Annotated in this window: 16 protein-coding genes; 11 read left to right on the plus strand and 5 right to left on the minus strand. The window is 59.3% G+C overall.

The genetic code is table 11. The features are described 5' to 3' along the window. The first annotated feature begins 10 nt into the window (after positions 1-10). The 7 genes from EGJ09_RS21780 (at position 11) to EGJ09_RS21805 (ending at position 15266) form a co-directional block, all read left to right on the plus strand. Positions 11-2506, plus strand: a complete 2496-nt coding sequence (locus EGJ09_RS21780) for a hypothetical protein (RefSeq protein ID WP_125924758.1) — start codon at positions 11-13, stop codon at positions 2504-2506. A 2-nt stretch (positions 2507-2508) separates the two neighbouring features. Further along, on the plus strand, positions 2509-3315 hold the full coding sequence (locus EGJ09_RS26845; RefSeq protein ID WP_256658450.1) for a hypothetical protein: 807 nt from the start codon (positions 2509-2511) through the stop codon (positions 3313-3315). 5 nt (positions 3316-3320) lie between these two features. Continuing rightward, positions 3321-5324: a hypothetical protein gene (locus tag EGJ09_RS21785; protein ID WP_256658451.1), complete on the plus strand. Its 2004-nt coding sequence runs from the start codon at positions 3321-3323 to the stop codon at positions 5322-5324. Between the two features lie 58 nt (positions 5325-5382). After that, complete coding sequence (locus EGJ09_RS21790) at positions 5383-9099, plus strand: RHS repeat protein (RefSeq protein ID WP_125924759.1); 3717 nt, start codon at positions 5383-5385, stop codon at positions 9097-9099. 273 nt (positions 9100-9372) lie between these two features. Then, positions 9373-11373: a hypothetical protein gene (locus EGJ09_RS21795; protein WP_115275604.1), complete on the plus strand. Its 2001-nt coding sequence runs from the start codon at positions 9373-9375 to the stop codon at positions 11371-11373. Positions 11374-11543: 170 nt separating this feature from the next. Further along, entirely contained in the window at positions 11544-13736 is a 2193-nt protein-coding gene (locus tag EGJ09_RS21800; RefSeq protein ID WP_125924760.1) for an autotransporter outer membrane beta-barrel domain-containing protein, read from the plus strand. A gap of 66 nt (positions 13737-13802) precedes the next feature. Continuing rightward, positions 13803-15266, plus strand: a complete 1464-nt coding sequence (locus EGJ09_RS21805; RefSeq protein WP_196997696.1) for a hypothetical protein — start codon at positions 13803-13805, stop codon at positions 15264-15266. Positions 15267-15280: 14 nt separating this feature from the next. Here the strand turns inward: EGJ09_RS21805 and EGJ09_RS21810 are convergent, their stop codons facing one another. The 3 genes from EGJ09_RS21810 to EGJ09_RS21820 all read right to left on the minus strand — a co-directional run bounded on the left by EGJ09_RS21810 (position 15281) and on the right by EGJ09_RS21820 (position 17244). Further along, on the minus strand, positions 15281-16018 hold the full coding sequence (locus EGJ09_RS21810) for a molecular chaperone (RefSeq protein WP_115275607.1): 738 nt from the start codon (positions 16016-16018) through the stop codon (positions 15281-15283). Positions 16019-16075: 57 nt separating this feature from the next. Further along, positions 16076-16615, minus strand: a complete 540-nt coding sequence (locus tag EGJ09_RS21815; RefSeq protein ID WP_115275608.1) for a fimbrial protein — start codon at positions 16613-16615, stop codon at positions 16076-16078. Positions 16616-16833: 218 nt separating this feature from the next. Next, positions 16834-17244 carry a PA2817 family protein gene (locus tag EGJ09_RS21820; RefSeq protein ID WP_115275609.1) on the minus strand — a complete coding sequence of 137 codons (411 nt, stop codon included), beginning with the start codon at positions 17242-17244 and terminating at the stop codon, positions 16834-16836. A 211-nt stretch (positions 17245-17455) separates the two neighbouring features. Between EGJ09_RS21820 and EGJ09_RS21825 the strand changes: the two genes are divergently transcribed. Beyond that, positions 17456-18985 carry a hypothetical protein gene (locus tag EGJ09_RS21825; RefSeq protein ID WP_125924761.1) on the plus strand — a complete coding sequence of 510 codons (1530 nt, stop codon included), beginning with the start codon at positions 17456-17458 and terminating at the stop codon, positions 18983-18985. 60 nt (positions 18986-19045) lie between these two features. Here EGJ09_RS21825 and EGJ09_RS21830 read toward each other — a convergent pair whose 3' ends face one another. After that, positions 19046-21493: an acyl-CoA dehydrogenase gene (locus EGJ09_RS21830; RefSeq protein WP_125924762.1), complete on the minus strand. Its 2448-nt coding sequence runs from the start codon at positions 21491-21493 to the stop codon at positions 19046-19048. A gap of 199 nt (positions 21494-21692) precedes the next feature. On the opposite strand from EGJ09_RS21830, the gene EGJ09_RS21835 reads away from it, so the two are divergent. From EGJ09_RS21835 to EGJ09_RS21845, 3 genes are all read left to right on the plus strand, one after another. Then, complete coding sequence (locus EGJ09_RS21835; RefSeq protein ID WP_125924763.1) at positions 21693-22316, plus strand: glutathione S-transferase; 624 nt, start codon at positions 21693-21695, stop codon at positions 22314-22316. Positions 22317-22448: 132 nt separating this feature from the next. After that, positions 22449-23381, plus strand: coding sequence for an ABC transporter ATP-binding protein (locus EGJ09_RS21840; RefSeq protein WP_039601023.1), 933 nt, complete (start codon positions 22449-22451; stop codon positions 23379-23381). Further along, positions 23378-24157, plus strand: a complete 780-nt coding sequence (locus EGJ09_RS21845) for an ABC transporter permease (RefSeq protein WP_012313417.1) — start codon at positions 23378-23380, stop codon at positions 24155-24157. Before EGJ09_RS21840 ends, EGJ09_RS21845 begins: the two co-directional genes overlap by 4 nt. Here the strand turns inward: EGJ09_RS21845 and EGJ09_RS21850 are convergent. After that, entirely contained in the window at positions 24041-24667 is a 627-nt protein-coding gene (locus EGJ09_RS21850) for a DUF2062 domain-containing protein (protein WP_119688512.1), read from the minus strand. The two genes, EGJ09_RS21845 and EGJ09_RS21850, sit on opposite strands and share 117 nt — an antisense overlap. Between the last annotated feature and the right edge of the window lie 42 nt (positions 24668-24709).

A 24709-nucleotide genomic window follows, 5' to 3' on the forward strand; every position in this document is an offset into this window, starting at 1 on the left:
GATACATTAAATGGCCAAGCCCACACTCGAAGAGTATTTGTCTTACCTGAGCGTCGAACCCCGCACGAAAGGGTGGGGCGCCTTGCTGGTTTATGACCGGTTTAAAACCAACATGCTGTTGGCGCAAGAACATATCGAACGGTTTGATGGCAGTCACTGGTTGAAACCGATCAGCCTGCGGGTGGAAACGGAGGGCAACAGCTGGACGGATATTTCTGAGTTGACGCTGGACAAGCCCAGCCTGTCGTTCGTCAATTCCAACATCAGTAGTTCGGCTGCCCGTTTAAGCATGCACGTGTCGGGGGGCAAGTTCAAACAACTGCGCAAAGCGCTCGGCAGTGGTCAAACAGAACTGGTAGGGCTTTCGCGGCTCGATCCGTTGAGCGCCCCGGCTGTACGCATGAACATCAACCTCAATCAAAGTAATAACGGTACGATCACGGATGAAGGGCGAGTGACCTTGGACCTCTCCCAAGGGTCGGCTTATACCTTCGAAGTGTCGAGTTGGAAAGACTTGAACGAAAAGGTCGGCAGCGCCATTCAGCGCACCTTCGCAGCGCTACCGGCCGAGGAGCGGGTGTGGGAGCTGAATATTCTCAAGCCTGTCGAGGGCGAACTCAAACCCACGTCTTTTGCGGTGCGTACCCATTCGTTGGCCAAGGCTGGGCAATCGATCGTCAGCAGTGATCCGGCTGAGCTGGACGAGGGCGCAGTGGTGGTCGGCGTCGCGTTCAATGGTGCACGGGGGGGCGACTTCCCAACCCGGGACGAGGACATGCCGTACTTGTTGCCGGAGTCGGGTTCCTCGGATCCGTTCACGATGAACCTGCTGGTGGGCAATGATGTCTGGAGCAAACAGGTGCTTGCCCAGATGTTCAAGAAAGTCCCGGGTTATGAAAACGAGCAACCGGAGTATGAATCGCAGGCGGGTTTCATCACCCAGCTGACTTGGCCGGGGCTCACCCTTACAAGCCCCGAGCAGACACACCGTTTTCCAACGCCTCCTTTGTATGAAGGGTTGGACGGTGCAATTACCGCCAGGCGCATCGATGGCTTCAAAGCATGGCGGTTTGATTTGCTGAGGACCTCGGTGAACATGACGCTTGCTTCAAAGGGCGGCGTTGTTGTGCTGGAGTGGAAAGGTCAATGGCCGCCGTCTGGAGAGGATCACCCAGTTCTGGAGTCTGACGAGTTTATCTGGAGAGCCAATGGGGGCAATGGCAGTCTGGCAGTCAAATATCCGGTGGCGATTGACTATACGTGTCGGCAAAACTTTGCGCTTGAACTCGAGACCGCTGGCGAGCACAAAGGCCGTGTCAAAGTGGTGAAAAAAGAACAACAGATCGATGTTGCTCTGGCTCAATACGACGGTCGGCAATTCGTGTGGTTGGAAGAAGTATTCAAAACAGCCCAAGACCTTTTCAAAACTTCTTTCAAAAACGCGTTCGATCAGGTGGTTACGGCGGTTGCGTCGGCAGGCGCGTCTATCGATGTGCTGCGGTTGAACGGTTTGCTGTTCCGTAGCGAGCAAATCGCTGAGCCTCGGAACCTGCAGGTACCTGGCGACCTGTCATTGCTGGGTACTTTGGCACCGAAGCTCACCGCATTCGCCGTCGAACCGCTGGAAGCCACGCTTTCTGCGGGCACCACACAGACCTTTAGGCTGGCGCCACTTCCTGGTGCAGCTGTGGCCTGGAGCCTCGATCACCTGCCAGGTGAGTCAGGGGACAAGGGCACCATTGCCAACGGTGTTTATACCGCGCCGGCAAGCGACGCAATCACGGGGACGTCCAAGCGGGTCATTGTCACCGCAACGGCTGGTGATCAGGTCAGCCGGGCGTTGGTGACCGTCGTGCCGCAGGGCGTTTCGGTTTTCCCCTTCATGCTCAGCGGCCAATTCTCTGACCAGTCGCCTGCCAAACCATCCCGTTACGTTGTGGTCGGCGGCAGCCTGGGCGCTCCGATGAGTTGGGCGATGAAGCCGGGCTCCAAAGGCACCCTGCGGTTACCGGGCGCTGAAGATTCGGACCTGGACATTCCGGTGGACAAGGAAACGCGTATCTACGTCGCCCCAACCAAACAGCAGGGGGCTCCCGGTACAGTCGATTATCTGATGCAGCTGGACACGGTCACCGTGAGCTCGGGGGCACACACAGAGGCCATGGATGTGGTTATTCCGTGGACAACCACCACTGCCGAGATGAGGGTCACTGCGCAAACGGACAATACCCTCAAACTGGCCTTGTGGGCACAAAGTTGGGACGGGGGCGTAGTGGAGATACCGCCTGCGAACACGCTGTGGTTTCTGGTCAAGGGCGAGGGCGATCTGGCAACGACAGGGATCTACACACCGGGTGCGGAAGGTGACTACATCATCGTTGCCGCTGTTGACAAGACCTCGCCGGTCCTTCTATGGGGCTACGCAGTGCTGCCCATGCCCTATGAGCAGACCCACATCGAACTGATCGAACATGTCCAGGTGCACAGCACTCAAAGGAGGAGCTGATCATGGCTGCCAACTCCAAACAAAACCTGCTCGATGAACTGAAAAAAGGGAGTGTGTTGCATGGCTGGGGCGCAATCCTGGCCATCGGCCGGGAGCGCTTCAATCAGTTGCTCCAGACACAATTTGTCGATGCCTTCGCGACGCAGGATTTTACCTTGCCGATCAGCGGCGAGTACTTCATGGAGAATCGTACCGAGAAGGTCGTGTTCGACAACCTCATGCTCGGCCCCCCGCAACTGTCGTTCAAGCATGCCAGCGGTAGAACGGCGCACGTCACCGTCAGCATGGAGTTGATCGCCGGTACCTGCCATGCGATCGCTCAGCATCCCAAGGCACCAGCCTGGCTGCGTCGAAGTCATGTATTGATGCAGGGCATGGGTTACCAGTTGCAGATGCAGGCGGTGTTGAGGGTGATTCCCATACCCTTTTCCAGCCAGAGCCAGTTGATCCTGGACCTGAGCACTGTCACCGAGCCTACCTGTAATCTGGCCTCGTCCGAGATCGCCAGCCGTGCGATGGGAGACTTCATCAAGCAGCAACTTGATCAGCAACGCACTGAGTGGGTACTGCCTGTGCTGACACTCGACTTGCTGGGTTATGACGCGACGGCGATAGAGAGCTTCGATGTCGTGACCCAGAAAGCACCTGAGGGCGGCGGCAGTGGCGCCTCACCCGAAGACGATGGTGCAGTGCTGCTGTTGATGCAACTGCGCGGCAGTGCTGCCCGGGGGGACGTTCCTTCTGCGCTGCCCTACCTGTTGCCCGCGCTGGATGACGGGGCGGCAACTACAACGCTGCCTTGCTGGTAGACCGCATGCGGGCGTCACTGTTGAGCCGGCGTGCCGAAAACACGCTGGCGCGGATAATGCTGGTGCAGGCTTATCAGGTGAGCATGGCCGAAGAGCATGTTGCGCATGATGCAATTCTGTTCGGTGACATCGGGGCCACTGCGCAAAGCGCAGACCTGCAACCTGCCCTGAGCAGTGTCGCGGCCTCGCGCCAGGTCAATTACCAACTCAAGGGAACACCCGCCGGTGCATGGTCGGCGCGCAACCTGCTTCATCCGCGAGCCTGCGGTGAGGTCGTCGAAGGCCGCTATACCGCCTCAGCGCTGAACGAGTTCGTCAGCCATCAACAAGTGGTGGTGGTCACTGCACACGTTGCCGGCGAAACGGGCAACAAGACCAGTACGGCCTTGGTGGTCGAGTCCAGCGACCCCTTGGCCATATCACCCAGGGTGGTGCTTTGGGGCGAGGGAGACGCTGCGATCAAGCTGAATGCGTCCCAGAGTGAAGGGGTGCAATGGTCGCTCGAGGGGGGGGAGCATGGCATCTTGCAGCCCGACCCTGCCGACCCGCGCATCGCCCACTTTGTGCCCAAGGACCAGGCGGGGGCGGCCCAGGTCGTGCTGCAGCGTATCAAGGTCAGCTGCGGCGCCGAGAGTGGTTATGCCACTGTGGTGATACTCAACCGTGCCCCAGTGCTGAAGGTTGAACCGTTTCATGTGAGCACGATGCCACCGAGCGGGATGCAGACGTTCACTTTGGCCGACTACCCCGCTGACCGGTGGGTACTGTTCGGTGCCGGCGAGATCGACTCGGCCACCGGCGCGTACACGGCGCCTGAAAGCGACGCGGGCGAAGTCAGCGTGGTCGCCGGTATCGCTGGCATACATCCCGGTTTTGCCGTTATCGAGCACCAGCCTAACAGGCCACAACAAGTGGCCAGCCTGCGGGCGCGCTGGAAGACGCTCAACAGGTTCGAAATTTCGCTCAACAACGCCAACCGCAACCGGGTGCTGGCCAATGGGCTGCAGCAGGTCGGTATCGACATTCTGATCGAAACCAACTCGTTCGAGGGCGATGAGGGTGTGGTCTGGGACCCAGTGAGTGATCTGGAACTCTCGACGCTGGTGATCCTGCATGAGGATGGCACTGAAGTCGATTATCTGCGTCCCGGGTGCGAAGGGCTTGACCCGGACGAAACCGGTTCCCCGAGGAAATGGGCGGTCAGCAAGGTTCGCAATCGCTTCGACTACTTGCCCACCGGCAGCGCCCCGGCTGCGCAGGTGCCATTGCGCACGCCCGCTGATGCCAGGCGCACGGTGACTGTCTATGTACATTGCCTGGAGGCGGAAGTCAGTAAGTTCAAGGCCAAGTTCCAGGACCATTCCAATGGCTGGCACTACTCGCAGGAAAAGGACGAAACCAAGGGGGTCGTGCAACTTGAAGGGGTGCGTGTACCGGCACCGAGCATCAGCAACTACTCGATGGTGGCAAAACGTGTGGCCAGCCGAATGGGTTCGGATCACGGCCAGCCGCTGGATACCTTCAACTATTGGCACTACACCACCGATTACTGGGTGATCAGCGCCAGGGACGTGCAGTTTGCCAGCGCTCGTTTCGATCACGCCTCGATGATCAGGTGGGAAAGCGAACTGCTCAAGGAGTCGTATTGCACGTACACCGGCTTCGCCTTCAAGCCACGCCGTTACCCGGGTGCGGTACCTGCGTCTACGGGCATCGAGTATCAGGCTGAGTTGCAGTTGTTGGCGAAAGAGTCCTTGGTGAATTTCAAGGAACTGGATTACGGCTTCAAGGGGCAGGAAGACGTCGCCGAAGGCAGCCTGCTGTTAAGCCTGGATCGGGCGCCCAACCTGAACTACTGGTACGACACAGGCGGCAAGAAATACCGTGAAGTGCTGGACAAGCCATTGTTGTTCACCCTGATCGACAACTTTGGCATTGCGCACCGGCTCAAGGCCACTTTTGGCGGCGGAGCCGATGGCCGAAACACACTGACGCTTGAACTTCAGTAAGTGTTTGTCGCCCCTTGGCGGGGCGACTTTTTTCCGCTATCAGAACGAGTGTGTTCCTATGACGACGCAATCCCTTATTCATTCCAACGCTTTCAATTTTCTCAGCTTCGTGCAGGGGAGTGTCGACCCGCGAACCGGGTTGTATTCACTACTGATAGAGCTGCCCGAGTTGCCTGCCAACCACCTCAGCGGCCCCACGCTGCCACTGCGCCTGGGCTACAACCCGCTGAACAGCCAGGACACCGGATTCGGTGTCGGCTGGAGCCTTAACCTCAGCCAGTTTGTCGTCAGTAGCGGCATGCTCAGCTTGCATACGGGTGAGAGTTTCAAGGTGGCAGACAATGGCCCTGGCGAAAAGGCCGTGATACCTGAACGCAAGATCGACAGTTTTCATTTCGACAACGTCAGCGAGGGAGGGAACAAGTGTTTTCGGATCGCCCACAAGTCCGGCTTGATCGAGCTGCTTGAGCCGCAGGCACCCACATTTGCGGTGGCTTTGCCTGTACGCGTGCTGGCAGCGAGCGGGCACGGCATCAATCTGACCTACCAGGTGGTAAACGGCGAGCCGTGCCTGGCATCCATTACCGATGACACCCAGGTCAACGGTCGCCCGCGCACCTTGCTCAAGATCGATTACAGTAGCCATTCACGGGTGCTGATCGACCTGAACCCTGATTCCGAAGCGTTCGCACGCTACACCCTGGAGCGCACGGGTGATGAGCTGGTCAAGATTGTTTTGCCAACTGCGGACCAGGCACGCTGGGCATTCACTTATCGCCGGGTGGGCGAGTTGCGCTGCCTGACTGATCTGCACACTCCCGTCGGTGCACGCGAAGTCATTGAGTACAAGGATGACGGCCATGCCTTGCCCGGCGGCCAAGGGCGAACGGTGCCGTACGTGCAGCGGCATGTCCTGAGCCCGGGCGGGGGGCAGCCGGATATCGAAACGCGGTATGCCTTCAGTAGCAACAACTTCCTTGGTAATGGCACGGGGGTGGCCTGGGAGGACAACGGGCTGGACAACCTGTACAAGTTCACCGGTTCCAGCTTTGTCTACAGTTCGACTGCGAGTCAGTATCAGGATGGCACCGCGCTGCGTACGACTGAGCGCACATTCAATCGCTTTCACTTGCTGACCTCGCAGGTCACCACCCAGCAAGGCTGCATCGAAACCGTCACAACGACCTATCACGAACGAAGTGACACTTTGTTCGCAGACCAGCCGAACAACTTCCAGTTGCCAAACACGGTGACCTCTGCCTGGTCGTTACAAGGCAACTCCAGGGATCGCCGTACTGAAGTGTCCGCCACGCAATACGACAGTCACGGCAACCTCACCCTGGAGGTACAGGCCAATGGTGTACAGACACGCTATAGCTATTACCCGGCCGAGGCTAGCGAGGGCTGTCCGAGCGACCCGGAAGGTTTCGTGCGCACCCTTAAATCACAGGTGCTGGTGCCCGCTGCCGACGGTGAGGGGAAGGCAGAGGCCCTGAGCCGAAATTTCACCTATATCGCCTTGGGCGCACTCGATGCTCAGGCCAAGGGCCAGCTTTTGCCAGACAGCGAAGCCCAGGTGCGTGTGATTGACGGCACCATCCTCTGCCATACCGGGATTGAGTACGCCGAGGCGCTGGCCGATCCGCTGCTGCATGGCCGGCGCCTGAGCGAGGTGCGGAGCATGGGCGGCAAGCCTACCCGTACCGACTACCGCTATGCCCTACGGGTGGTGAATCAGCACCCGGTAGTGGAGATACAAGCTACGGCGACCGGCTTCGACGGGGCGCAAAAGGTCAATACGCTGCAGTACTCGGAGCTGATCGGCGAGCCCCTGCTCAACTACGATGAAAACCAGGTGCAGATTGCCTACGAGTACGACCAGCTCAGGCGGGTAGTGCTGGAAACGGTGGCTCCGAACATGGAGGAGTTCAAAGCCGCGCGCGCATACAGCTACCAGTTGTCCTCCACGGGAAATCAGGCTGTGCAGGTCATGAAAGATGTCAAAGGGGTTACCACCTGGAGCTACGTAGACGGCCTCAATCGTGTGGTTCGCCAGTTGCGCCAGGACCCTGACTTCGCGCAGACAATGGCCGCCCAGGAGGCGCCACGGTTGAGCTACAGCGCTGCCTACGATGCCTTGGGCAATCTGCTTGAAGAAACCGAATATGAATGGCTGGCGCTGGACGATCTGCCGCTGCGCACCCGCTTCGAATACGACGCCTGGGGGCAGCGCAGCTGTGAAATCGGCCCCGACGGCGTGCGCACCCATGAGCAGATCGACCCGATCGGTACGCCAGAATCGAAAGGGCCGATCCTCACCCAGTGGCGCGAGGCGGCGGACGGCCTGTTGCGCACTGGCAAGACCGTCACCTGGCAGAATCTTTTCGAAAAGCCGGTACGGGTCGAACGTTTGCGCCTGGATGGTACGCGCGAGAGCTTGCACCAGTACTTTTATGACGGCCTTGGTCGCACGGCGCGAGAAATCGACGGCCGCGGCGCCCAGACTGCTTTCGCCTTTGATGAGTTCGACCGCTTGCACACGCATACCCTGGCCGATGGCTCGCAGGTGGTGCGTGAGTATGCTGGTCACAGCGATGAAGACTTGCCGGTGCTGATCAAGGTGCTGCACCCCGATGGCGCTACCCAGAGCGTGTTGGGTGAGCAGGTGTTCGACGGCCTGGGTCGCATGGTCGAATCAATTACCGGCGGTCGCCGGCGCGTGCTGCAGTATGCCGATGGCATGCGTCAGCCTGAATCGGTCATCACACCCAGTGGCCAGAAAATCCGTTACCAATACCTGCCTCAGTTGGGTGAAGAGCCTTTGCAACGGACGGTGATTGACTCGGGGGTCGAGGCTCAATACCAGTATGACAAGCAGAATGCGCGGTTGCTGTACTGCAAGGAGCAGGGCGAGGAGCTTTCGCGTACTTATTTCAGTACCGGCCAGGTACGGTCGGAGACGCGAGTTCAGCAGGGGGCTCGCTACGAGATGGCCTATGTACACAGCCTGGGCGGACGCCTGTTGAGTTACACCGATGTACTCGGGCAGGTTCAGTCTTATACCTACAATTCGCTGGGCCAACTCGAACAAACCAGCCTGGGTGCGCTGACCAGTACGTTCACCTATGACTCGCTGGGGCGTAACAGGTCGATCATGACCCAGGCGCGTGATGCCGATGGCAGCGTTCGCAGTTTGCAGACCACCCTTGAGTACGATGAGTTTGAGCGTGAAACGTCGCGCCGCTTTGATTTTGACGATGCGCAACAAGTGCTGGCGCAGGCTTATGATGCGCTCGATGCGATCGTGAGCAAGACGCTCACCGAGGACGGGCGAGTGCTGCGAGAGGAGGCTTACACCTACGACGAGCGTGGCAGATTGACCGATTACATGTGTGAGGGCGAAGACGCATACCTGCCGGTCGACCCCTACGGCAAGAAAATCCAGGCCCAGCGCTTCGATTTCGATGCCTTGGACAATATCTCCCGAGTGCGCACGCGTTTTGACGGTGGCACCCTCGATGCCCGCTATCAGTTCGACAATGAACTGGATCCTGCACAGCTGACTGGTTTCGAAATTCGCGGGCTTGAGGATTCGCCGCTTATTGTCGCGCTCGAGTATGACCTGGACGGCAACCTGGTGCTTGACGAGCAAGGGCGCACGCTTGCGTACGATGCGCTGGGGCGTTTGCAAAGCGTCAACGGGGCGGCCGGTACAGCCAGCGCGAACTATGCGTATGACCCGCTGGATCGCCTGGCGATGCAGGAAACCCTTTGAGCGGTGCGCACGGTGTAACCGGTGTTTCTGGGCTTTGGCGATGCGGTTAGGCGCATATCCGGAGTGATCTGGTGCCCTTGAGATCGAGCGCCGCCCGCGCGGCGCTCGATCTTGTTGATAACTCGATAATTACTCGGCGGTTTAAAAGGCTGATGCAAGAAGTCAACTGTCAGTTCTGCCAGTTGTTCGTGTTGAACAGGGGCCTTTAAATAACGGTATGCAACTCGCTTAGTTTCGGCGTCCTTAACCCTCCAGCGCGACAGGATAAACGTAATGAGCACGTATGAAAAAAGGACCATGACGGCCGAGCAAACCCGCCAGGCCGTGCGTCAGCAGCGGGCGCAGGCTTCTGTGTCCACTGCATTGGAAGCCCCGTTGATCGACCCGAGCCTATTGGCCGATCCCGCTGATAACACGCTGAAAAGCCAAGTGTTGCTCAGCGCTGATGGGGAACTGACAGTCAGCATCCCGGCATGGGACACGTTTGCGCCGCCCGGCTTCGGCGTTTACGACACTTTATATATTTATCATTTAAGTGAGAACGGGGGGCGGGAAGAACTAATCAATAGGGAACTTGACGAAAGTAATAGAGACGAGTTCCCCCTGCCGTATACCGTGCCCAGGGAAAGAGTTGAGGCGTGGGGTGAAGGTACACAGACATTCACTTATGAGGTTTTACCTTACAGTGGGGGCACGAGGCTTCAGGGCGGAAGGCTCGCGCTGATCTTTGACCGCATTGCGCCCAACCGAGGTAACGTCCCGCCCGCTTTTGCGCCGATTGCAGATGTCACCGACGCCAACGTGGCAGATGTTGAGCTGACGTTGGGTTCGTACCCTGATCATGCCGCCGGCGACAAGGTTGCCGTCTACTGGTTGAAGGATGTACCCGAGGACCTCACCGCGGTATTACCTGCCGTGACTGTAGATGTCGGAACGTTACCACAGCAATTGAAGGTGCCCCGAACTGCCATCGAAGCCGCAGGCGATGGTGGCCTTTACGCCCTCTATCTGCTGGTTGACAAGGCCGGCAACATCAGCCGAATCGCCCCTCCTACCGCGGTGGGTGTTGCGCTTGGGCCATTGCCTTCGGGTTTGAAGGCTCCTGAAGTGCCGCTGGCTGGCGATGGAGTGATCGACCAGGAGGATGTGTTCACGGGTGTGTCGGTGCATATCCCGGCATTCGAGCACTTCAAGCCCACAGATGAGTTACAGGTGACCTGGGGCTCCCTCGAACTGGGTTGGCAGCCGATTGGCAACGCGCCATCTTTCCCACTGGCAATCAACCTGTTGCCGCTGCAAGTGTGGGGCGAGTATGCGGCCGCAGGCAGCGGGGCGATGTCGACACCTGTCAGCTATGCACTGCGACGGGGGGCGGTGCCAGCGGGCACCGAGCGGACGGCTGTGGACGTTAACCTTGAACGTATCGGGCCGGTCGATCCAGGCCCAGACCCAACCTGGCCAGACCCGGTCAACCCGAAGTTGGACAACGTCACGGTCAAAGGTGAGGTTTCGGGCAAAAACAATGAACTGACGCCGGACGACCAGTTCAAGCCTGCGACCCTGACGTTCGTGCTCGATAGCACCTTTATCGAGGGCGATAAAATTACCTTCCATTGGGGTGGAACCCATATCACTGAAGCGGATCATGAGGTGCTGGACACCGATCCCGGTGAGCAAGTCACGGCAACGATCCCTTGGGCTTACATCGAAGCCCACAAAAACGGCGTAGTGCCGGTGCATTACAGGATCACTCGGGACGGTGTTCCCAATGCCTCAGTGTCGCCATCGACCGATGTAACCGTAACGGCCATTGTCTTGGTCCCGGACGCCCCTGAGTTTCTTGGTGGCAATACCGAGGCTCCCGTGGGCTGGCTGACCTGCCGATCATTGTATGACCCGGATGACGATAGCGGTGCCGCAGCGGCCATTCGTGTTCAGGTGCCGGACCTGGCGGCATACGGTTTAGTGACGGGTGCCAAAGTTACGATGCATTGGACGGCAGTGCATGGCTTTACCGGTGAAACGCCAATACCGGACATTGACAAGGTCGAGGAAATTACCCTGACAGCGGAAAGTTTGAATGGGTTTGTATGGCGTGTGGAGCCCTATGACACACACATACTGCCCATACCTAACTTCAATGCTGCCCTTAAAGACGGGCGCGCCCGTGTTTGGTACACCTTCGAACTGGACGGTACGACGTACACGTCCGGTACTGAGGAACGCATCATTTCAATGCATCAACTGGGAGCAGCTTGCCCACTCAAACCGTAAGCAGGCAACGCATGAAGATGGCGTCAGCCATCTTCATCTCCCGTCAGATGTCTTTTGCTCAATTGACGAATATTCCTACAGAGGTTTCGGGTAGTGCCACGTAACTTGTACGAAATTTACCCCCTAATCCGTGGGTGATTTCAGTTAATACGACGGAGACCTTTGATTCAATGGCGACTGTGCTTAAAGAACGCTCGCACCCTTCAATGCAGGCGGTGCTCATGTTACCTGTACTCTTGCTGGCTAGCCCGGTTACCGAGGCGTTGACCGTCGTGGAGGGCAAGCGAGCGATCGACGCCACCACGCCGGTCGACAGCTATCAGCTCAACCCTGGCGCCTGGCTTGAGGCGGTCGATGCATCGACCCTGCAGTTGGATATCGGTAGCGGTGCGCAGTTGCAGATGCAACGCAGTAACGTGGATGCGCAAGGCGCTGATGGCATCGCCCTGCGTGGTGGGGCGAGGGTGACCATAGCGGACAACTCGCGTGTGGTCAGTGACCGCTATGGCCTGCGTTTGGAGTCTGACGGCACTGCGGGGGCTTCCGCCACGATCAGCGACAGTCATGTTGAAGGTGCCCGCGGCGGCGCATTGGTGTCATCAGCTGCCACCTTGAGCCTGCAACGCAGCGAGTTGATCGGTACCGGGACCGCTGCGGCAGCGAACATGTTTGGCGGTGCGACACTGACGGCTCAAGACAGCCGCTTGGTAGGTGCGCAAGCTGGGGTGCGTATCTTCTCCGATGCTGCTTTGCCGGGTACAGCCACGCTGAACCTGGTGGGCTCTGATGTGCAAGGGCTGGACGGCTCGGCCATCATTGTCGGCAATCCGTTGCTCGGCCCTGCCAATGGGGTAATAAACGTGGCAGGCGGCTCCACGTTGCGCGGTAGCAACGGTACCCTGCTGGAAGTGGTGGGCCGGTCGACGGCGAGCATGACTGTCGACAACAGCCAACTTGTGGGAGATGTACGCGTCGAAGCCGGCTCCAGTGCCTCGTTGACGCTGGACAACCAGGCCAGCCTGACTGGCCGCCTGGAGAATGTGTCCGGTCTGTCCATTAACGACCAAGCGCGTTGGAATATGGTCGAAGATAGCCAGGTCGGCAGCCTGGCTCTCAATGGCGGCAGTATCAGGTTCGGTGAACCCGACCAGTATCAACGTTTGGCCTTGGGGACTCTGGCAGGCAGCGGAACGTTCATCATGGACAGTGACTTCAGTACTGGCCAGACCGACTTCCTTGATATCACCGGAACTGCCACCGGTAGCCATAGCTTGCTGGTGGGCAGCAGCGGCGCTGATCCCTCGGTTGAAAACCAGCTGCATCTGGTGCACGCCGCGGCGGGTGATGCGCAGTTTTCATTACTCAACGGGCCAGTCGACCTGGGGGCTTTTTCCTATGACCTGGTGCAGCGAGGCAACGACTGGTTCCTCGATGGCTCGCGCAAGGTCATCAGCCCTGGCACTGCTTCTGTGCTGGCTCTGTTCAACACGGCGCCGACTGTGTGGTACGGCGAGCTGACGACGTTGCGTAGCCGCATGGGCGAGTTACGCCTGGATGAGGCAAGTGCCGGTGGCTGGGTTAGAGCCTATGGCAACAAATTCAACGTGTCCGATGCATCGGGTAGCCCTTACCGGCAAGTTCAGCAGGGTTTCTCGTTGGGTGCCGATGCGCCGCTTCCGGTAGGCGATGGCCAATGGTTGATCGGGGTGATGGCGGGCCACAGCGGTTCTGATCTGGACTTGGTCCGGGGCGCCTCGGCAGAGGTCAAGAGCTACTACCTGGGGCTTTATGCAACCTGGCTCGATGCCCAGAGTGGGTACTACCTGGACGGTGTGGTGAAGCTCAACCGTTTTGACAACTCATCAAAAATCGCCTTGAGCGATGGCACGCGGACCAAGGGCGACTACGACAACCTTGGCGTGGGGGCATCCGTGGAGTTTGGTCGGCACCTGGACCTGGGGGCTGGTTACTTCATCGAGCCCTACACGCAATGGTCGGTGGTCAATATCCAGGGCAAGGACTACCAGCTGGACAATGGCTTGCAAGCCCAAGGTGATGATACCCGTTCGCTGCTCGGCAAGGCCGGTGCCACCGTTGGGCGGACCTTCGAACTGGGCGAGGGGCGATTGCTGCAGCCGTATCTGCGCGCAGCCTATGCGCATGAGTTCGTTCAGAACAATCAGGTGAAGGTCAACAATAATCGATTCGACAACGATCTGTCGGGTTCGCGAGGCGAGCTTGGGCTAGGGGTTGCCGCGACCTTGAATGATCGCTTGCAGCTGCATGCAGACTTTGATTATGCCAATGGTGAAAAGATTGAGCAGCCTTGGGGGGCTAACGTCGGGCTGCGTTACAGCTGGTAGGTCGGTCGCAACAGGGAAGGTTCAGCCTTCCCGTTTTTGTGCACGGTAACAAACGTAAGGGGAAGCATGATGCAACGATCAGCGAGAGGCCTGCCCACCGATACGCTCCTCGAACCGCCTGTTTCGCCAGATGTTCTGCCCAATATCCCAGGAGGGCAGGACAACTTGCTGCCCGTATCGGCGCTTGCACGTCCATTGCGGATTGAAGTGCCTATGTGGGACTACTCGAACCCTTCACCCGACTACCCGGAAAAGCTTTTCCTGTATTGGGGCGCGCAGTTGGTCGAGGAGAAAACCTGGTTCGACACCATACCGCCGCAAGACCTGTACGCCGATGTCCCGGTAGCGCTATTGGCTCACGGCCAGGTGCTTGTGACCTACCGCGTCCATGGTTACAACGGAAGTCAGGTGGTGTCTGAGCCACTGACACTGACGATCGACAAGATCGCGCCGTTGCTGGGGGGCGAGGACGGTGCCTTGATTGTTGAGGAGCAGGTCCTGGACGAGGGCGTTACGGTGAGCTACCTGGAGTCTCATGGTGATCGTTTGTTGGCCACTGTGCCGGGGTACGACAGCCCGGCAGTGGGCGATATGCTGACGTATTACTGGGACCGAGCGCCCTTTGCCAACGAGCAGGTTGCCGAGCTTGAGGTGACAGATCAGAACGTCGGGCAGCCGTTGGTACTCGAATTTCCCGGAGACATGATTCGCGAGCGTGAGGATGGTGCGCGTTATATCCATTATCGGGTACGTGATCGCGCGGGTAATGTCAGTGCACGATCGCAGCCCGTCACACTGGCGGTAACGGCCACGCCGGTGCCCAGGAGCTTGAGCCCGGTGCTGATCGCCCAGGCTGAGGGTTCAGGGCCACAACTGACGCTTGCGCTTGACGACTTTGACGCTCCCTTGTTGATCGAGGTTCCGGCCGAGGTGATGGTGTATCCCGGTGAAACGATCACTGTCGTGTGGGGGGAGCCGGGAAGCGTGGGGCACTATTCAACCCGGACCCCGTACGAGGGGCGCGACCGGCACTTTGAAATTCCGGTGCAGAAGGTTTTGGCGCAAAGCAAGCGGACCCTGCCGGTCATCTACCAAGTCGATGGTGGTGACAGTGCTCTGGACTCTGATCCGGTCAGGTTGGAGGTGAGGGCGATGACGCAAAGGCTGCCTCAGGTAAACCTGGTGGGTGCCGACAGTACAGGCTTTCACTTGGCTTCTGCGCCTGCCCATGTACCGATCAAGCTGGACACGTGGCGGATGATCGCCGAAGGGCAGCGGGTCAGCATCCAGGTGACGGGCGTATTGCAAAGTGGCAATGAGGCGCCCGCCCATGATGCACTTGTCGCACATCCGGTATCGGCTACGCAAGCCAGGCAGGGGATTGGCATGGATAACGCTGTGACGGTGCCAAAAACCTATCTGGCAAGCCTCAGGCTCAATGAACGGTTTACTGTCAGCGTTCAGGTGAGTTTCGATGAGGGCGGCAACTGGGTCCGTTTCCCCTCCATCAACCTTACGTTGCGCGCCTGAGGGTATAGGTTGGCTCACTCTGGTTTCACCGGGCTGGAGCGTTCGGCTGTAATGCCGCTGTAGTCATTGATCGTGGTGAAGTTGACCTGAAGGCCCTGGGTTGTCGGTAACCGCTTCAGCGCATACGTCTGACGGCTCAATGGCAGGGCCATGTCGTGGGCCGTAATGGTTTCACTAAACCCAGCGCCGCTGATGACCAGTCGGTTGAAAGTGAAGTGGTAGGGCGAAGGGTTGTCGACAACCAGGTGCGGTTTGCCGTCTATCAGTTGTACCGACCATGCCAGGTCCTTGAGCCGGTCTTGCGGGCGGTCTTTCAGATGGCTGGGGCGATAGAACAGCTTGATGCGCGTACGCAGGGCAATGTTCAGAATATTTTGCCGGGTATCGGCCGTCGCCTGCGGAATTTCCTGCAAGTTGAAATAGAACAGCGACTCACGGTCTTGCGGCAGGTCATTGGGTAGTGCGTTGATCTGCACTGTCTGCTCATTGCCGGGGTCCAGACGGAACAGCCCAGGCGAGGTTATGAGGGGGACAGCAGTGGTTGCATCGTCGGCTTCGGTATTGACCCAAGCCTGAGCGGCGAACGACGTTTTCGAAGGGTTTGCGACAATCACTGAGGCGCTGCGTTTGGCGCTCTCATGGACGATACGGGTATGGCTGATGGTAAGTGCCGCATAGGCAATTGGCGTGTTGACGCCGAGCAGCAGCAGGCAACTGCACACAACAGCCAGGGGGTGACGGAAAAACAGCATGGCGTTGGACCGGGTGTAGTTGGAATCGACTCCAGGTGCAGGCACCTGGAGTGCGTGTCAAGGCAGGTTCACCACGAAAGAAACTTCCGCCTCGGCCAAGCCTTCGCTAACGGTGGCGGCAAAGGATTCATACGCCGCGTAGAACATCAAGTCTGTCGGGCGGGTTTCATACAGGTCGTATTCTTTGGATTCGGCATTGGGGTTGATCTTGGTGCGAGCCTGGTCCTTGATCACAAGACCCAGGCCCGTGGCGCCGCCGCCGCGAATACCGTAGAGGTTTGTGCCCACTACACCGTGCAATGGAGTAAAGGTGATCTTGGTTTTTGCGCCGGGTGCGATGGTGCAAGTAGCGCTAGGCGTTACGCGCAACGCAAATGCCACGTCTGGGGTAACGGTGCCGCTGGCGCTGAAGTACTTGGTGGTGAAGTTGCCGAGCGATACACGAGGGATAACGCTTCCGCCGGGGTTGACCACTTCGATCGGGCAGGTGCCGCCGCCATAGACCGTACCGTAGAAGTTGATCTGGCCGGTTTCGGGGGCTGCGAATACGTTGCTGCTGGCCATTCCCAAGGCAAGCATGAGTAAAGTCTTTTTCATTGGCAGTTCCTTGAATCCTGTTCGTATGTGGGGCAGTCCCGGAATGCTCCCAGACGGCTAAGCGCCTGTTGGGGGGAGCGGCGAACAGGTTAAAGGGGGGGGGATAAGCGGGATGTAGGAATAATTAGCAAGCCTGCATGGATTGCGGGATGGCAGCCGCCGCAAGGCGCGGCGCGTCGGCCTGTCGCGCCCCCCCCTGATGCGGCAGGGCGTATCGCTTAGTGCGCTGATCGTCGATTCGACAGGCTGAGCATTTCTTTGTGTTGATGCCAATCGAATGTTTCGCCCTGTTGTTCGGCTTCGTAGCGCATTTCTTCCAGCTGTTGATACAACTCGAGTTCTTCATCCGGCATGAAGTGCAGGCAATCGCCGCCAAAGAACCAGAGCAGGTCACGGGGTACCAGGTGGGCAATCTGCGGATAGCGCTGGATGACCTGGCAGATCAGATCCTGGCCCAGGTACTGGCTTTGCAGCGGATCGGTTGGCAGATGGGTAAGCAGCTCGTCGAAGCGTTCCAGGAACAGCACGTGGCTTTCTTCGGGAACCTGCTCGCTTTCTCCGAGCGCCACCAGAATGGTACGCAGGTGGTGCAGCAATTGCAGGTGGTGTGCCAGGTAGGATTGGGCCATGAACGTAACTCGATTGCATAGACAGTGCTGAATCATACGCTCCCGGCCACTTCGTGTCGCGACCGAGCGCACACAGGCTATCTCCTGGCTGGAGGCTGGTTCGGCTCAAACCAGCTTCTGCAAGCGAGTGCACTGTCAACTGCAATTACTGCCAGTTGCCGCTGTACGTTCGGGATGTTCACATGAACCCATTGAAACAGGAGATATTGCAATGGCTGATGGTATACCCGACAGCGCGCAACCCCCGACCCGCGGCGATACGCTGAATACTGTTTTGGTCGACCCGCTCACACTGGTGGTCGGTGTCTTGAGTCGCCAGATCGTCAATGCGTCATGGGTTGACTACGCCCGGCGTAATTCGCGCCGCGTGAGTGAGCAGGTGCAGTACGACCGGATGGTCGAGGGCGCTATATGGCGCGTGGGCACCCTGAGCTTGGGTGCACCATGCGTTACCTACAACGAACAGCACATCACGATAACGAACACCATCGTAAAAGATTCACAGTTTGCTTTGCGCGCGGTGTTGGGGCGTGTTGGGCGACGAGTTCATGAAATGCTGGAAACATTACCGGCTTCGAGAACGGCATTCACAGTCAAGGTGCCACTTGCCAACGGCTACCTGCGTTACAAGTTGCTAGAGGGGTCGTTCCTTCGGCTGCAGTGGTCCGGTGAGGCACTGTTCGAACATACGGACGGTGACTTTAGTTGGGCAGCGCTTACCGAGCACTATAAAGAAACGGCGCGTGTCAACCTGTATGGAGTGTTGCCGCCTATCAGCCCGTTACTGCACGATGTGAAAGGCTCTTTCAAGCTTCGAGAAGCGTCATTGGACCTGACGTTGTCCAGTGGGTCGAGTGAACTTGCGCTGGGGGGGACCAACTCGCTGAGTGCCCCGGAAACGGCGGGGGATGCGGGCGTATTGTCTTTTTTGAGCGTTCTCTTTCCCGAGGTTTTACTGGGGTTGCCTCCGGTTGACAACGCTTGGCTCGCCGGTTTTTGCACACCGCCAGGATCGCTGCGTTTTACCGCCGGGCAATTGATTCCGGAGTTGCTACTGTATTGGGCAATGTACGACGCTAACAGCGTGGCTGACCAATACCGCCATCAGGCACACGTCGAACAACCGCTCGCCATTACCCCACGGCTTCGATTGGTTGGAGTCAGTGATGAGAAGCAGGCATTGACGTTGGCGCCAGCCGCGGCAAATGTGCAATGGGCGTTCGAGGGTGCAGCATCAGGGCGCCTGATGAGCGAGAGGGGTGAGATGTTTTATTATCCAGCCAGTGCACCTACGCCAGCATTCGCGCTTGACTCCAACAACAAGACCAAACGTGAGGTGGCACTACAATCTGGCCCGCGTACGCTTATCAGTGCAGATGTGATCAAGGCCACGGCAGGTAGTGAAACAGCCATATCCACCTTCGTTACGTTGCACACCATAGAATCCCACTACCTGAAAGCAGAACTGGTAAACAACAAAGTCAGGCTGCTGCTTTTTTATGACAGTTGGGAAGGTGAGGTGGAGGTGCGAGCCGCTGACACTCGATGGACTGTCATTAGTGGCAACGGCACAGTGTCCGCAACGGGTGTTTTTACGCCACATCCGACGGCGCCTTCACCGTTCACGGTGCTATTGGCTGAAGATACTCAAGACCAAGCCCGGTTTCATTATTGGGCCTCGATTGTAATACCCGTGCCAACACTGACTGCCGCCCGCTTCGTTGACTTGACCAACGGTTGAATGTGGAGTACCGAAGAGCAACCCGAGGCCGGCGGCAGGCCCCGGGCGCTGACATTGACGTTAGCGAATATGCCCTTCAGCGCGCGTAAGCTGCGCTTTTTCAAAGGCATCCACATCGATGACCTGGCGGCGAGCGTGCTGCGCATCGAGCAAACGCTGGCCTTCATGCGGCTGCAGTACGCCAGCATCCACAGCCGCATCGATGGGCGACTCCCCGGGTGCTGGTCGTACGGTACCGTCCTTCACTGACTGGTGCAGCGTTCGTTGCAGTGGCGCGACCTCATCGAGCAGGTCGCTGGCGCGTTGCAACGCAGCCACAGGGTCGCCTTCGGCCTGGGGCCGGAAGCACCCTGCCAGCAATTCTTCCAGCGCTGGGTCGCCTTTGCTTCTGCCAATCAGTTCGGCCACCTGCGCATCCAGTTCGTCGCTCGGCCCGGTATGCCTGCGACCGAACGGGAATACCAGCACCCGCAGGGCGCAGCCGACGAAGCGGTTGGGGAAGTTGTCCAACAGCCGGTCCAGGGCGTTTTCAGCCTGGCCAAGGCTTTCTTCCATGGCCCAGCGCAGCAGGGGGCGCATGTGCTCGGGCGAGCCAAGGTCATGGTAGCGCTTGAGTGCAGCCGAAGACAGGTACAGGTAGCTGAGCACATCGCCGAGCCTTGCACTGAGGCGTTCGCGGCGCTTGAGTGCGCCACCGAGCAGCATCATCGACAGGTCAGCCAGCAAGGCAAAGGCCGCAGCCTGGCGGTTCAGGCTGCGAAAATATCCCTGGCTCAGGGCGTCGCCTGGCACCTTCTCCAGATGACCCAGCCCCAACCCGTGCACCAGTGTGCTCGCCGCGTTACCTGCGGCGAACATGATGTGCTTCATCAGCAGTTCGTCGAACTCCTTCAGGGCCTGGCCGTGGTCCTCGCGGCCTGCCAGGGCCATTTCATCGAGCACGAACGGGTGACAGCGGATGGCACCCTGCCCAAAGATCATCAGGTTGCGCGAGAGAATGTTCGCGCCTTCGACCGTGATGAAAATCGGCGCCCCTTGCCAGTTGCGCCCCAGGTAGTTGTTCGGGCCCATGATGATGCCCTTGCCGCCATGCACGTCCATGGCGTGCTGAATGCATTCGCGGCCCCGTTCGGTCAGGTGGTACTTGAGGATCGCCGACAGCACCGAAGGCTTTTCGCCCAGGTCCACGGCCTTGGCGGTCAGCAGGCGGGCGCTGTCCATCAGCCAGGCGTTGCCGCCGATGCGCGCCAATGATTCCTGGATGCCTTCGAAAGCCGCCAGTGGCACGTTGAACTGCTCGCGGATGTTGGCGTACTGGCCGGTGACCAGGCTGGTGTATTTGGCAGCACCTGTGCCCACAGCAGGGAGGGAGATGGAGCGGCCCACCGACAGGCAGTTCATCAGCATCATCCAGCCCTTGCCAAGCATGGCCTGGCCGCCGATGAGAAATTCAAGCGGGATGAAAACGTCCTTGCCGCTGTTGGGGCCGTTCATGAAGGCCGCGCCCAGTGGCAGGTGGCGTTTGCCGATTTCCACACCGGGGGTGTCGGTGGGTATCAGCGCCAGGCTGATGCCCAGCTCTTCTTCTTCGCCCAGCAGGTGATCCGGGTCGTAGGCCTTGAAGGCCAGGCCGAGCAGGGTGGCGACCGGGCCGAGGGTGATGTAGCGCTTTTCCCAGTTCAGGCGCAGGCCGATGACCTCCTCACCTTGCCATTGGCCTTTGCAGATGACACCGGTATCCGGCATTGCGCCTGCATCGGAGCCGGCCAGGGGGCCAGTGAGCGCGAAGCACGGAATGTCGTCGCCCCGGGCCAGGCGTGGCAGATAGTGGTTGCGTTGCTCGTCGGTGCCGTAGTGCAGCAACAGCTCAGCCGGGCCGAGGGAATTGGGTACCATCACCGTGGAGGCTAGGTCACCACTGCGCGTGGCGAGCTTCATGGCGACCTGAGAATGAGCGTAAGCGGAGAAACCTTTGCCGCCGTATTCCTTGGGAATGATCAGGGCAAAGAAACCCTGCGATTTGATATGGGCCCAAGCCTCGGGCGGCAGGTCGAGATCCTGACCGATTTGCCAGTCGCTGACCATCGCGCACAGCGCCTCGGTCGGGCCATCGATGAAGGCCTGTTCTTCTTCGGTAAGTGTTGGCGCAGGGTAGTCGAGCAGCGTGCGCCAGTCGGGGCGGCCGCTGAACAACTCGCCGTCCCACCATACGGTGCCGGCGTCGATGGCTTCGCGTTCGGTCTGCGACATGGGCGGCAGGGTGCGCTGGAACCACTTGAACACAGGGCCGGTGAATACCTTGCGCCTCCACTCGGGTAGTAACAGCAGGGCAGCCTTGGCGGCCAGAACCAGCCAGATCAACGCCAGCAGCCAGCCGGGCGCCGAGCTGAAGATGCCCATCAGCAAGGTATAGCCGGCAACGATGGCGAGTATCTGCAGCGGTGGCAGACGCCGGTGGGTGAGGTACGCCGTGCCGATCACCAGGACCAGCAACCACAACAGCAACATAATCCTTCCTCCTTGGAACCAGGGGCTTGGGCCGTCTCACAGAGCTTAGACGCAACACAGTGAACGGCAGTCTCAGAACAGTGACAGGGTGTGGCTGTGGGAGTTTCAGCTCATTGTTCGTCTATATCGACCCACTCGCCGATGCAGGCGACAGAGGCCTGGAGTAGACTCACCCCTTCGCATTCATAAGGACGTCGTCATGCTGAAGATCTGGGGTCGCAAGAATTCGAGCAATGTGCGCAAGGCGCTGTGGATCGCCCACGAGCTGGGCCTGGATTTCGAATCCATCGACGCCGGCGGCGCCTTCGGTGTCGTCAACGAGCCGCACTACCGCACCCGCAACCCCAATGGCCTGGTGCCCATGCTCGAAGACGGCGACCTTACCCTGTGGGAGTCCAACACCATCGTGCGCTACCTGTGTGCCGAATATGGCGCCGTGCAGGGCTGGTACCTGGACAACCCGCGCCAGCGCGCTTTGGCGGACAAGTGGATGGACTGGACCACGTCGTCCTTTGCAGGGGCGTTCCGGCCGCTGTTCTGGGGCCTGCTGCGCACGCCCGAAGACCAGCGCGACTGGGTCGCGATCAATGCCGCGCACAAACAGTGCGCGCAGTTGCTGTCGATCGCCGATGAAACCCTGGCGCACCAACCGTACCTTTCCGGTGACCAGATCGGCATGGGCGACATCCCACTGGGGAGCTTCGTGTACGCCTGGTTCGAAATGCCCATCGAGCGCCCGGCCATGCCCCACCTGCAAGCCTGGTACGAGCGGCTGAAGCAACGCCCGGCCTACCAGGCGGCGGTGATGACGGCACTGACCTGAACCTGCTTCGATAGTCACTATCAATACACATGACTGTACTTGTGCGGCCAGGCCTTGCACCATGGCCGCACTCACTGCGCCAGTGACTTGCCCTGGCGTGTCCTGACCTTTTCACTCGGTACGTGACCCGCTATGAGTTCTGCCCTGTCCATCCGACAGCTGACCAAAACCTACGGCAACGGCTTCCAGGCCCTCAAAGGCATCGATCTGGACGTCGCCGAAGGTGACTTCTTCGCCCTGCTGGGCCCCAATGGCGCCGGCAAATCCACCACCATCGGCATCCTCTCGACCCTGGTCAACAAGACCAGCGGCACGGTGAACGTGTTTGGCCATGACCTGGATCGCGAACCCTCGGCGCTCAAGCGCTGCCTGGGCGTGGTGCCCCAGGAGTTCAACTTCAACCAGTTCGAGAAAACCTTCGACATCGTCGTGACCCAGGCCGGCTATTACGGCATCCCGCCGAAACTGGCCAAGGAGCGCGCCGAGCAATACCTGACCCAGCTGGGGCTGTGGGACAAGCGTGACGTGCAGTCGCGTTCGTTGTCCGGTGGCATGAAGCGCCGCTTGATGATCGCCCGGGCGTTGATCCACGAACCGCGCCTGCTGATCCTCGATGAGCCGACAGCGGGGGTGGATATCGAGCTGCGCCGTTCGATGTGGAGCTTCCTCACCGAGCTCAACCAGAAGGGCATCACCATCATCCTGACCACGCATTACCTGGAGGAGGCCGAGCAGTTGTGCCGCAACATCGGCATCATCGACCACGGCACGATTGTCGAGAACACCAGCATGCGTAAGCTGCTGGGCAAGCTGCATGTCGAGACCTTCGTCCTCGACCTCAGGCAGGACCTGGCCCAGGCGCCCACGCTGCAGGGCTACCCATGCCGCCTGCTGACACCCCACACCCTTGAGGTGCAAGTGGACAAGGACATCGGCATTACCGCGCTGTTCGGCCAGTTGGCCCTGCAGAACATCGAAGTGCAGAGCCTGCGCAACAAGACCAACCGTCTCGAGGAGCTGTTCGTGTCCCTGGTTGAAAAGAACCTGTCGAAGGTGGCCGTATGAGTGTGGAACTGCGCACCAACTGGGTCGCCCTGAACACCATCGTCTACCGCGAAGTGCGGCGCTTCCTGCGTATCTGGCCGCAGACCTTGCTGCCGCCGGCCATCACCATGGTCCTGTACTTCGTCATCTTCGGTAACCTGATCGGCCGGCAGATCGGCGACATGGGCGGCTTCACCTACATGGAGTACATCGTCCCCGGGCTGATCATGATGTCGGTGATCACCAACTCCTACGGCAACGTGGTGTCGAGCTTTTTCGGCAGCAAGTTCCAGCGCTCGATCGAAGAGTTGATGGTGTCGCCGGTATCGCCGCACATCATTCTGGTCGGCTACGTGCTGGGCGGGGTGCTGCGAGGCCTGGCGGTGGGGGTGATCGTGACCATCCTGTCGCTGTTCTTCACCCACCTGCAGGTCCATCACCTGGGCGTGACGGTGGTCGTGGTGTTGCTGACGGCGACCATTTTTTCGCTGCTTGGCTTCGTCAACGCCGTGTTTGCACGCAACTTTGACGATATCTCGATCATCCCGACGTTCGTGCTGACGCCGCTGACCTACCTGGGTGGGGTGTTCTATTCGATCAACCTGCTGCCGCCGTTCTGGCAGACCGTGTCGCTGGCCAACCCGGTGCTGCACATGGTCAACTCGTTCCGCTACGGCATCCTAGGGGTGTCGGATATCAGCATTGGTACGGCGATCACCTTCATGCTGGTCGCCACCGCAGTGCTCTACGCGCTGTGCGTCCGCCTGCTGGTCAGTGGCCGCGGCATGCGCGCCTGAGACCCTGTGCTTGCGCCGGCGCCATTGCCGGCCAATCCACCAGCGCCAGTACAGAAGGGTGGTGAACCAGGCGATGATGCCCAGCACCACACCACACACTACCGAGCCCAGCAGGAACGGCTGCCAGAGCGTTGCCAGCTGGCCGGTGATCCATTCGAAGGTAAGGTCTTCGGGCAGGCTGCGCGGCGGCGTGCCCAGCAACCAGGCGCCGGTCATGTAGGTGACGAAGAACACGGGCGGCATGGTCAGCGGGTTGGTCAGCCACACCAGGCTGACGGCGATCGGCAGGTTGCCACGCACCGGTATCGCCAGCGCTGCCGCCAGCAGCATCTGCATGGGGACGGGAATCAACGCCGCGAACAGGCCCACACCCATGGCCCGGGCCACCGAGTGGCGGTTCAGGTGCCAGAGATTCGGGTCGTGCAGCAACTTGCCGAAAAAGCGTAAGGACTTGTGTTCCCGAATGCTGGTCGGGTCCGGCATGTAGCGTTTGAAAAGGCGGCGCGGCATGTAGGCTCCCCGAGCGGTCATCGGGGAAGTATGCCTTGATTC

The sequence above is a fragment of the Pseudomonas sp. p106 genome (assembly GCF_003936645.1).
Classification (GTDB): Bacteria; Pseudomonadota; Gammaproteobacteria; order Pseudomonadales; family Pseudomonadaceae; genus Aquipseudomonas; species Aquipseudomonas putida_E.

What these genes read in the sequence shown, in the direction of transcription:
- EGJ09_RS21835 (WP_125924763.1), top strand. Translation starts at nt 21,693, where the DNA reads ATGCTGAAGATCTGGGGTCGCAAGAATTCGAGCAATGTGCGCAAGGCG.
- EGJ09_RS21845 (WP_012313417.1), top strand. Translation starts at nt 23,378, where the DNA reads ATGAGTGTGGAACTGCGCACCAACTGGGTCGCCCTGAACACCATCGTC.
- EGJ09_RS21810 (WP_115275607.1), bottom strand. Translation starts at nt 16,018, where the DNA reads ATGCTGTTTTTCCGTCACCCCCTGGCTGTTGTGTGCAGTTGCCTGCTG.
- EGJ09_RS21780 (WP_125924758.1), top strand. Translation starts at nt 11, where the DNA reads ATGGCCAAGCCCACACTCGAAGAGTATTTGTCTTACCTGAGCGTCGAA.
- EGJ09_RS21850 (WP_119688512.1), bottom strand. Translation starts at nt 24,667, where the DNA reads ATGCCGCGCCGCCTTTTCAAACGCTACATGCCGGACCCGACCAGCATT.
- EGJ09_RS21840 (WP_039601023.1), top strand. Translation starts at nt 22,449, where the DNA reads ATGAGTTCTGCCCTGTCCATCCGACAGCTGACCAAAACCTACGGCAAC.
- EGJ09_RS21790 (WP_125924759.1), top strand. Translation starts at nt 5,383, where the DNA reads ATGACGACGCAATCCCTTATTCATTCCAACGCTTTCAATTTTCTCAGC.
- EGJ09_RS21805 (WP_196997696.1), top strand. Translation starts at nt 13,803, where the DNA reads ATGATGCAACGATCAGCGAGAGGCCTGCCCACCGATACGCTCCTCGAA.
- EGJ09_RS21825 (WP_125924761.1), top strand. Translation starts at nt 17,456, where the DNA reads ATGGCTGATGGTATACCCGACAGCGCGCAACCCCCGACCCGCGGCGAT.
- EGJ09_RS21785 (WP_256658451.1), top strand. Translation starts at nt 3,321, where the DNA reads ATGCGGGCGTCACTGTTGAGCCGGCGTGCCGAAAACACGCTGGCGCGG.
- EGJ09_RS21795 (WP_115275604.1), top strand. Translation starts at nt 9,373, where the DNA reads ATGAGCACGTATGAAAAAAGGACCATGACGGCCGAGCAAACCCGCCAG.
- EGJ09_RS21830 (WP_125924762.1), bottom strand. Translation starts at nt 21,493, where the DNA reads ATGTTGCTGTTGTGGTTGCTGGTCCTGGTGATCGGCACGGCGTACCTC.
- EGJ09_RS21820 (WP_115275609.1), bottom strand. Translation starts at nt 17,244, where the DNA reads ATGGCCCAATCCTACCTGGCACACCACCTGCAATTGCTGCACCACCTG.
- EGJ09_RS21800 (WP_125924760.1), top strand. Translation starts at nt 11,544, where the DNA reads ATGGCGACTGTGCTTAAAGAACGCTCGCACCCTTCAATGCAGGCGGTG.
- EGJ09_RS21815 (WP_115275608.1), bottom strand. Translation starts at nt 16,615, where the DNA reads ATGAAAAAGACTTTACTCATGCTTGCCTTGGGAATGGCCAGCAGCAAC.
- EGJ09_RS26845 (WP_256658450.1), top strand. Translation starts at nt 2,509, where the DNA reads ATGGCTGCCAACTCCAAACAAAACCTGCTCGATGAACTGAAAAAAGGG.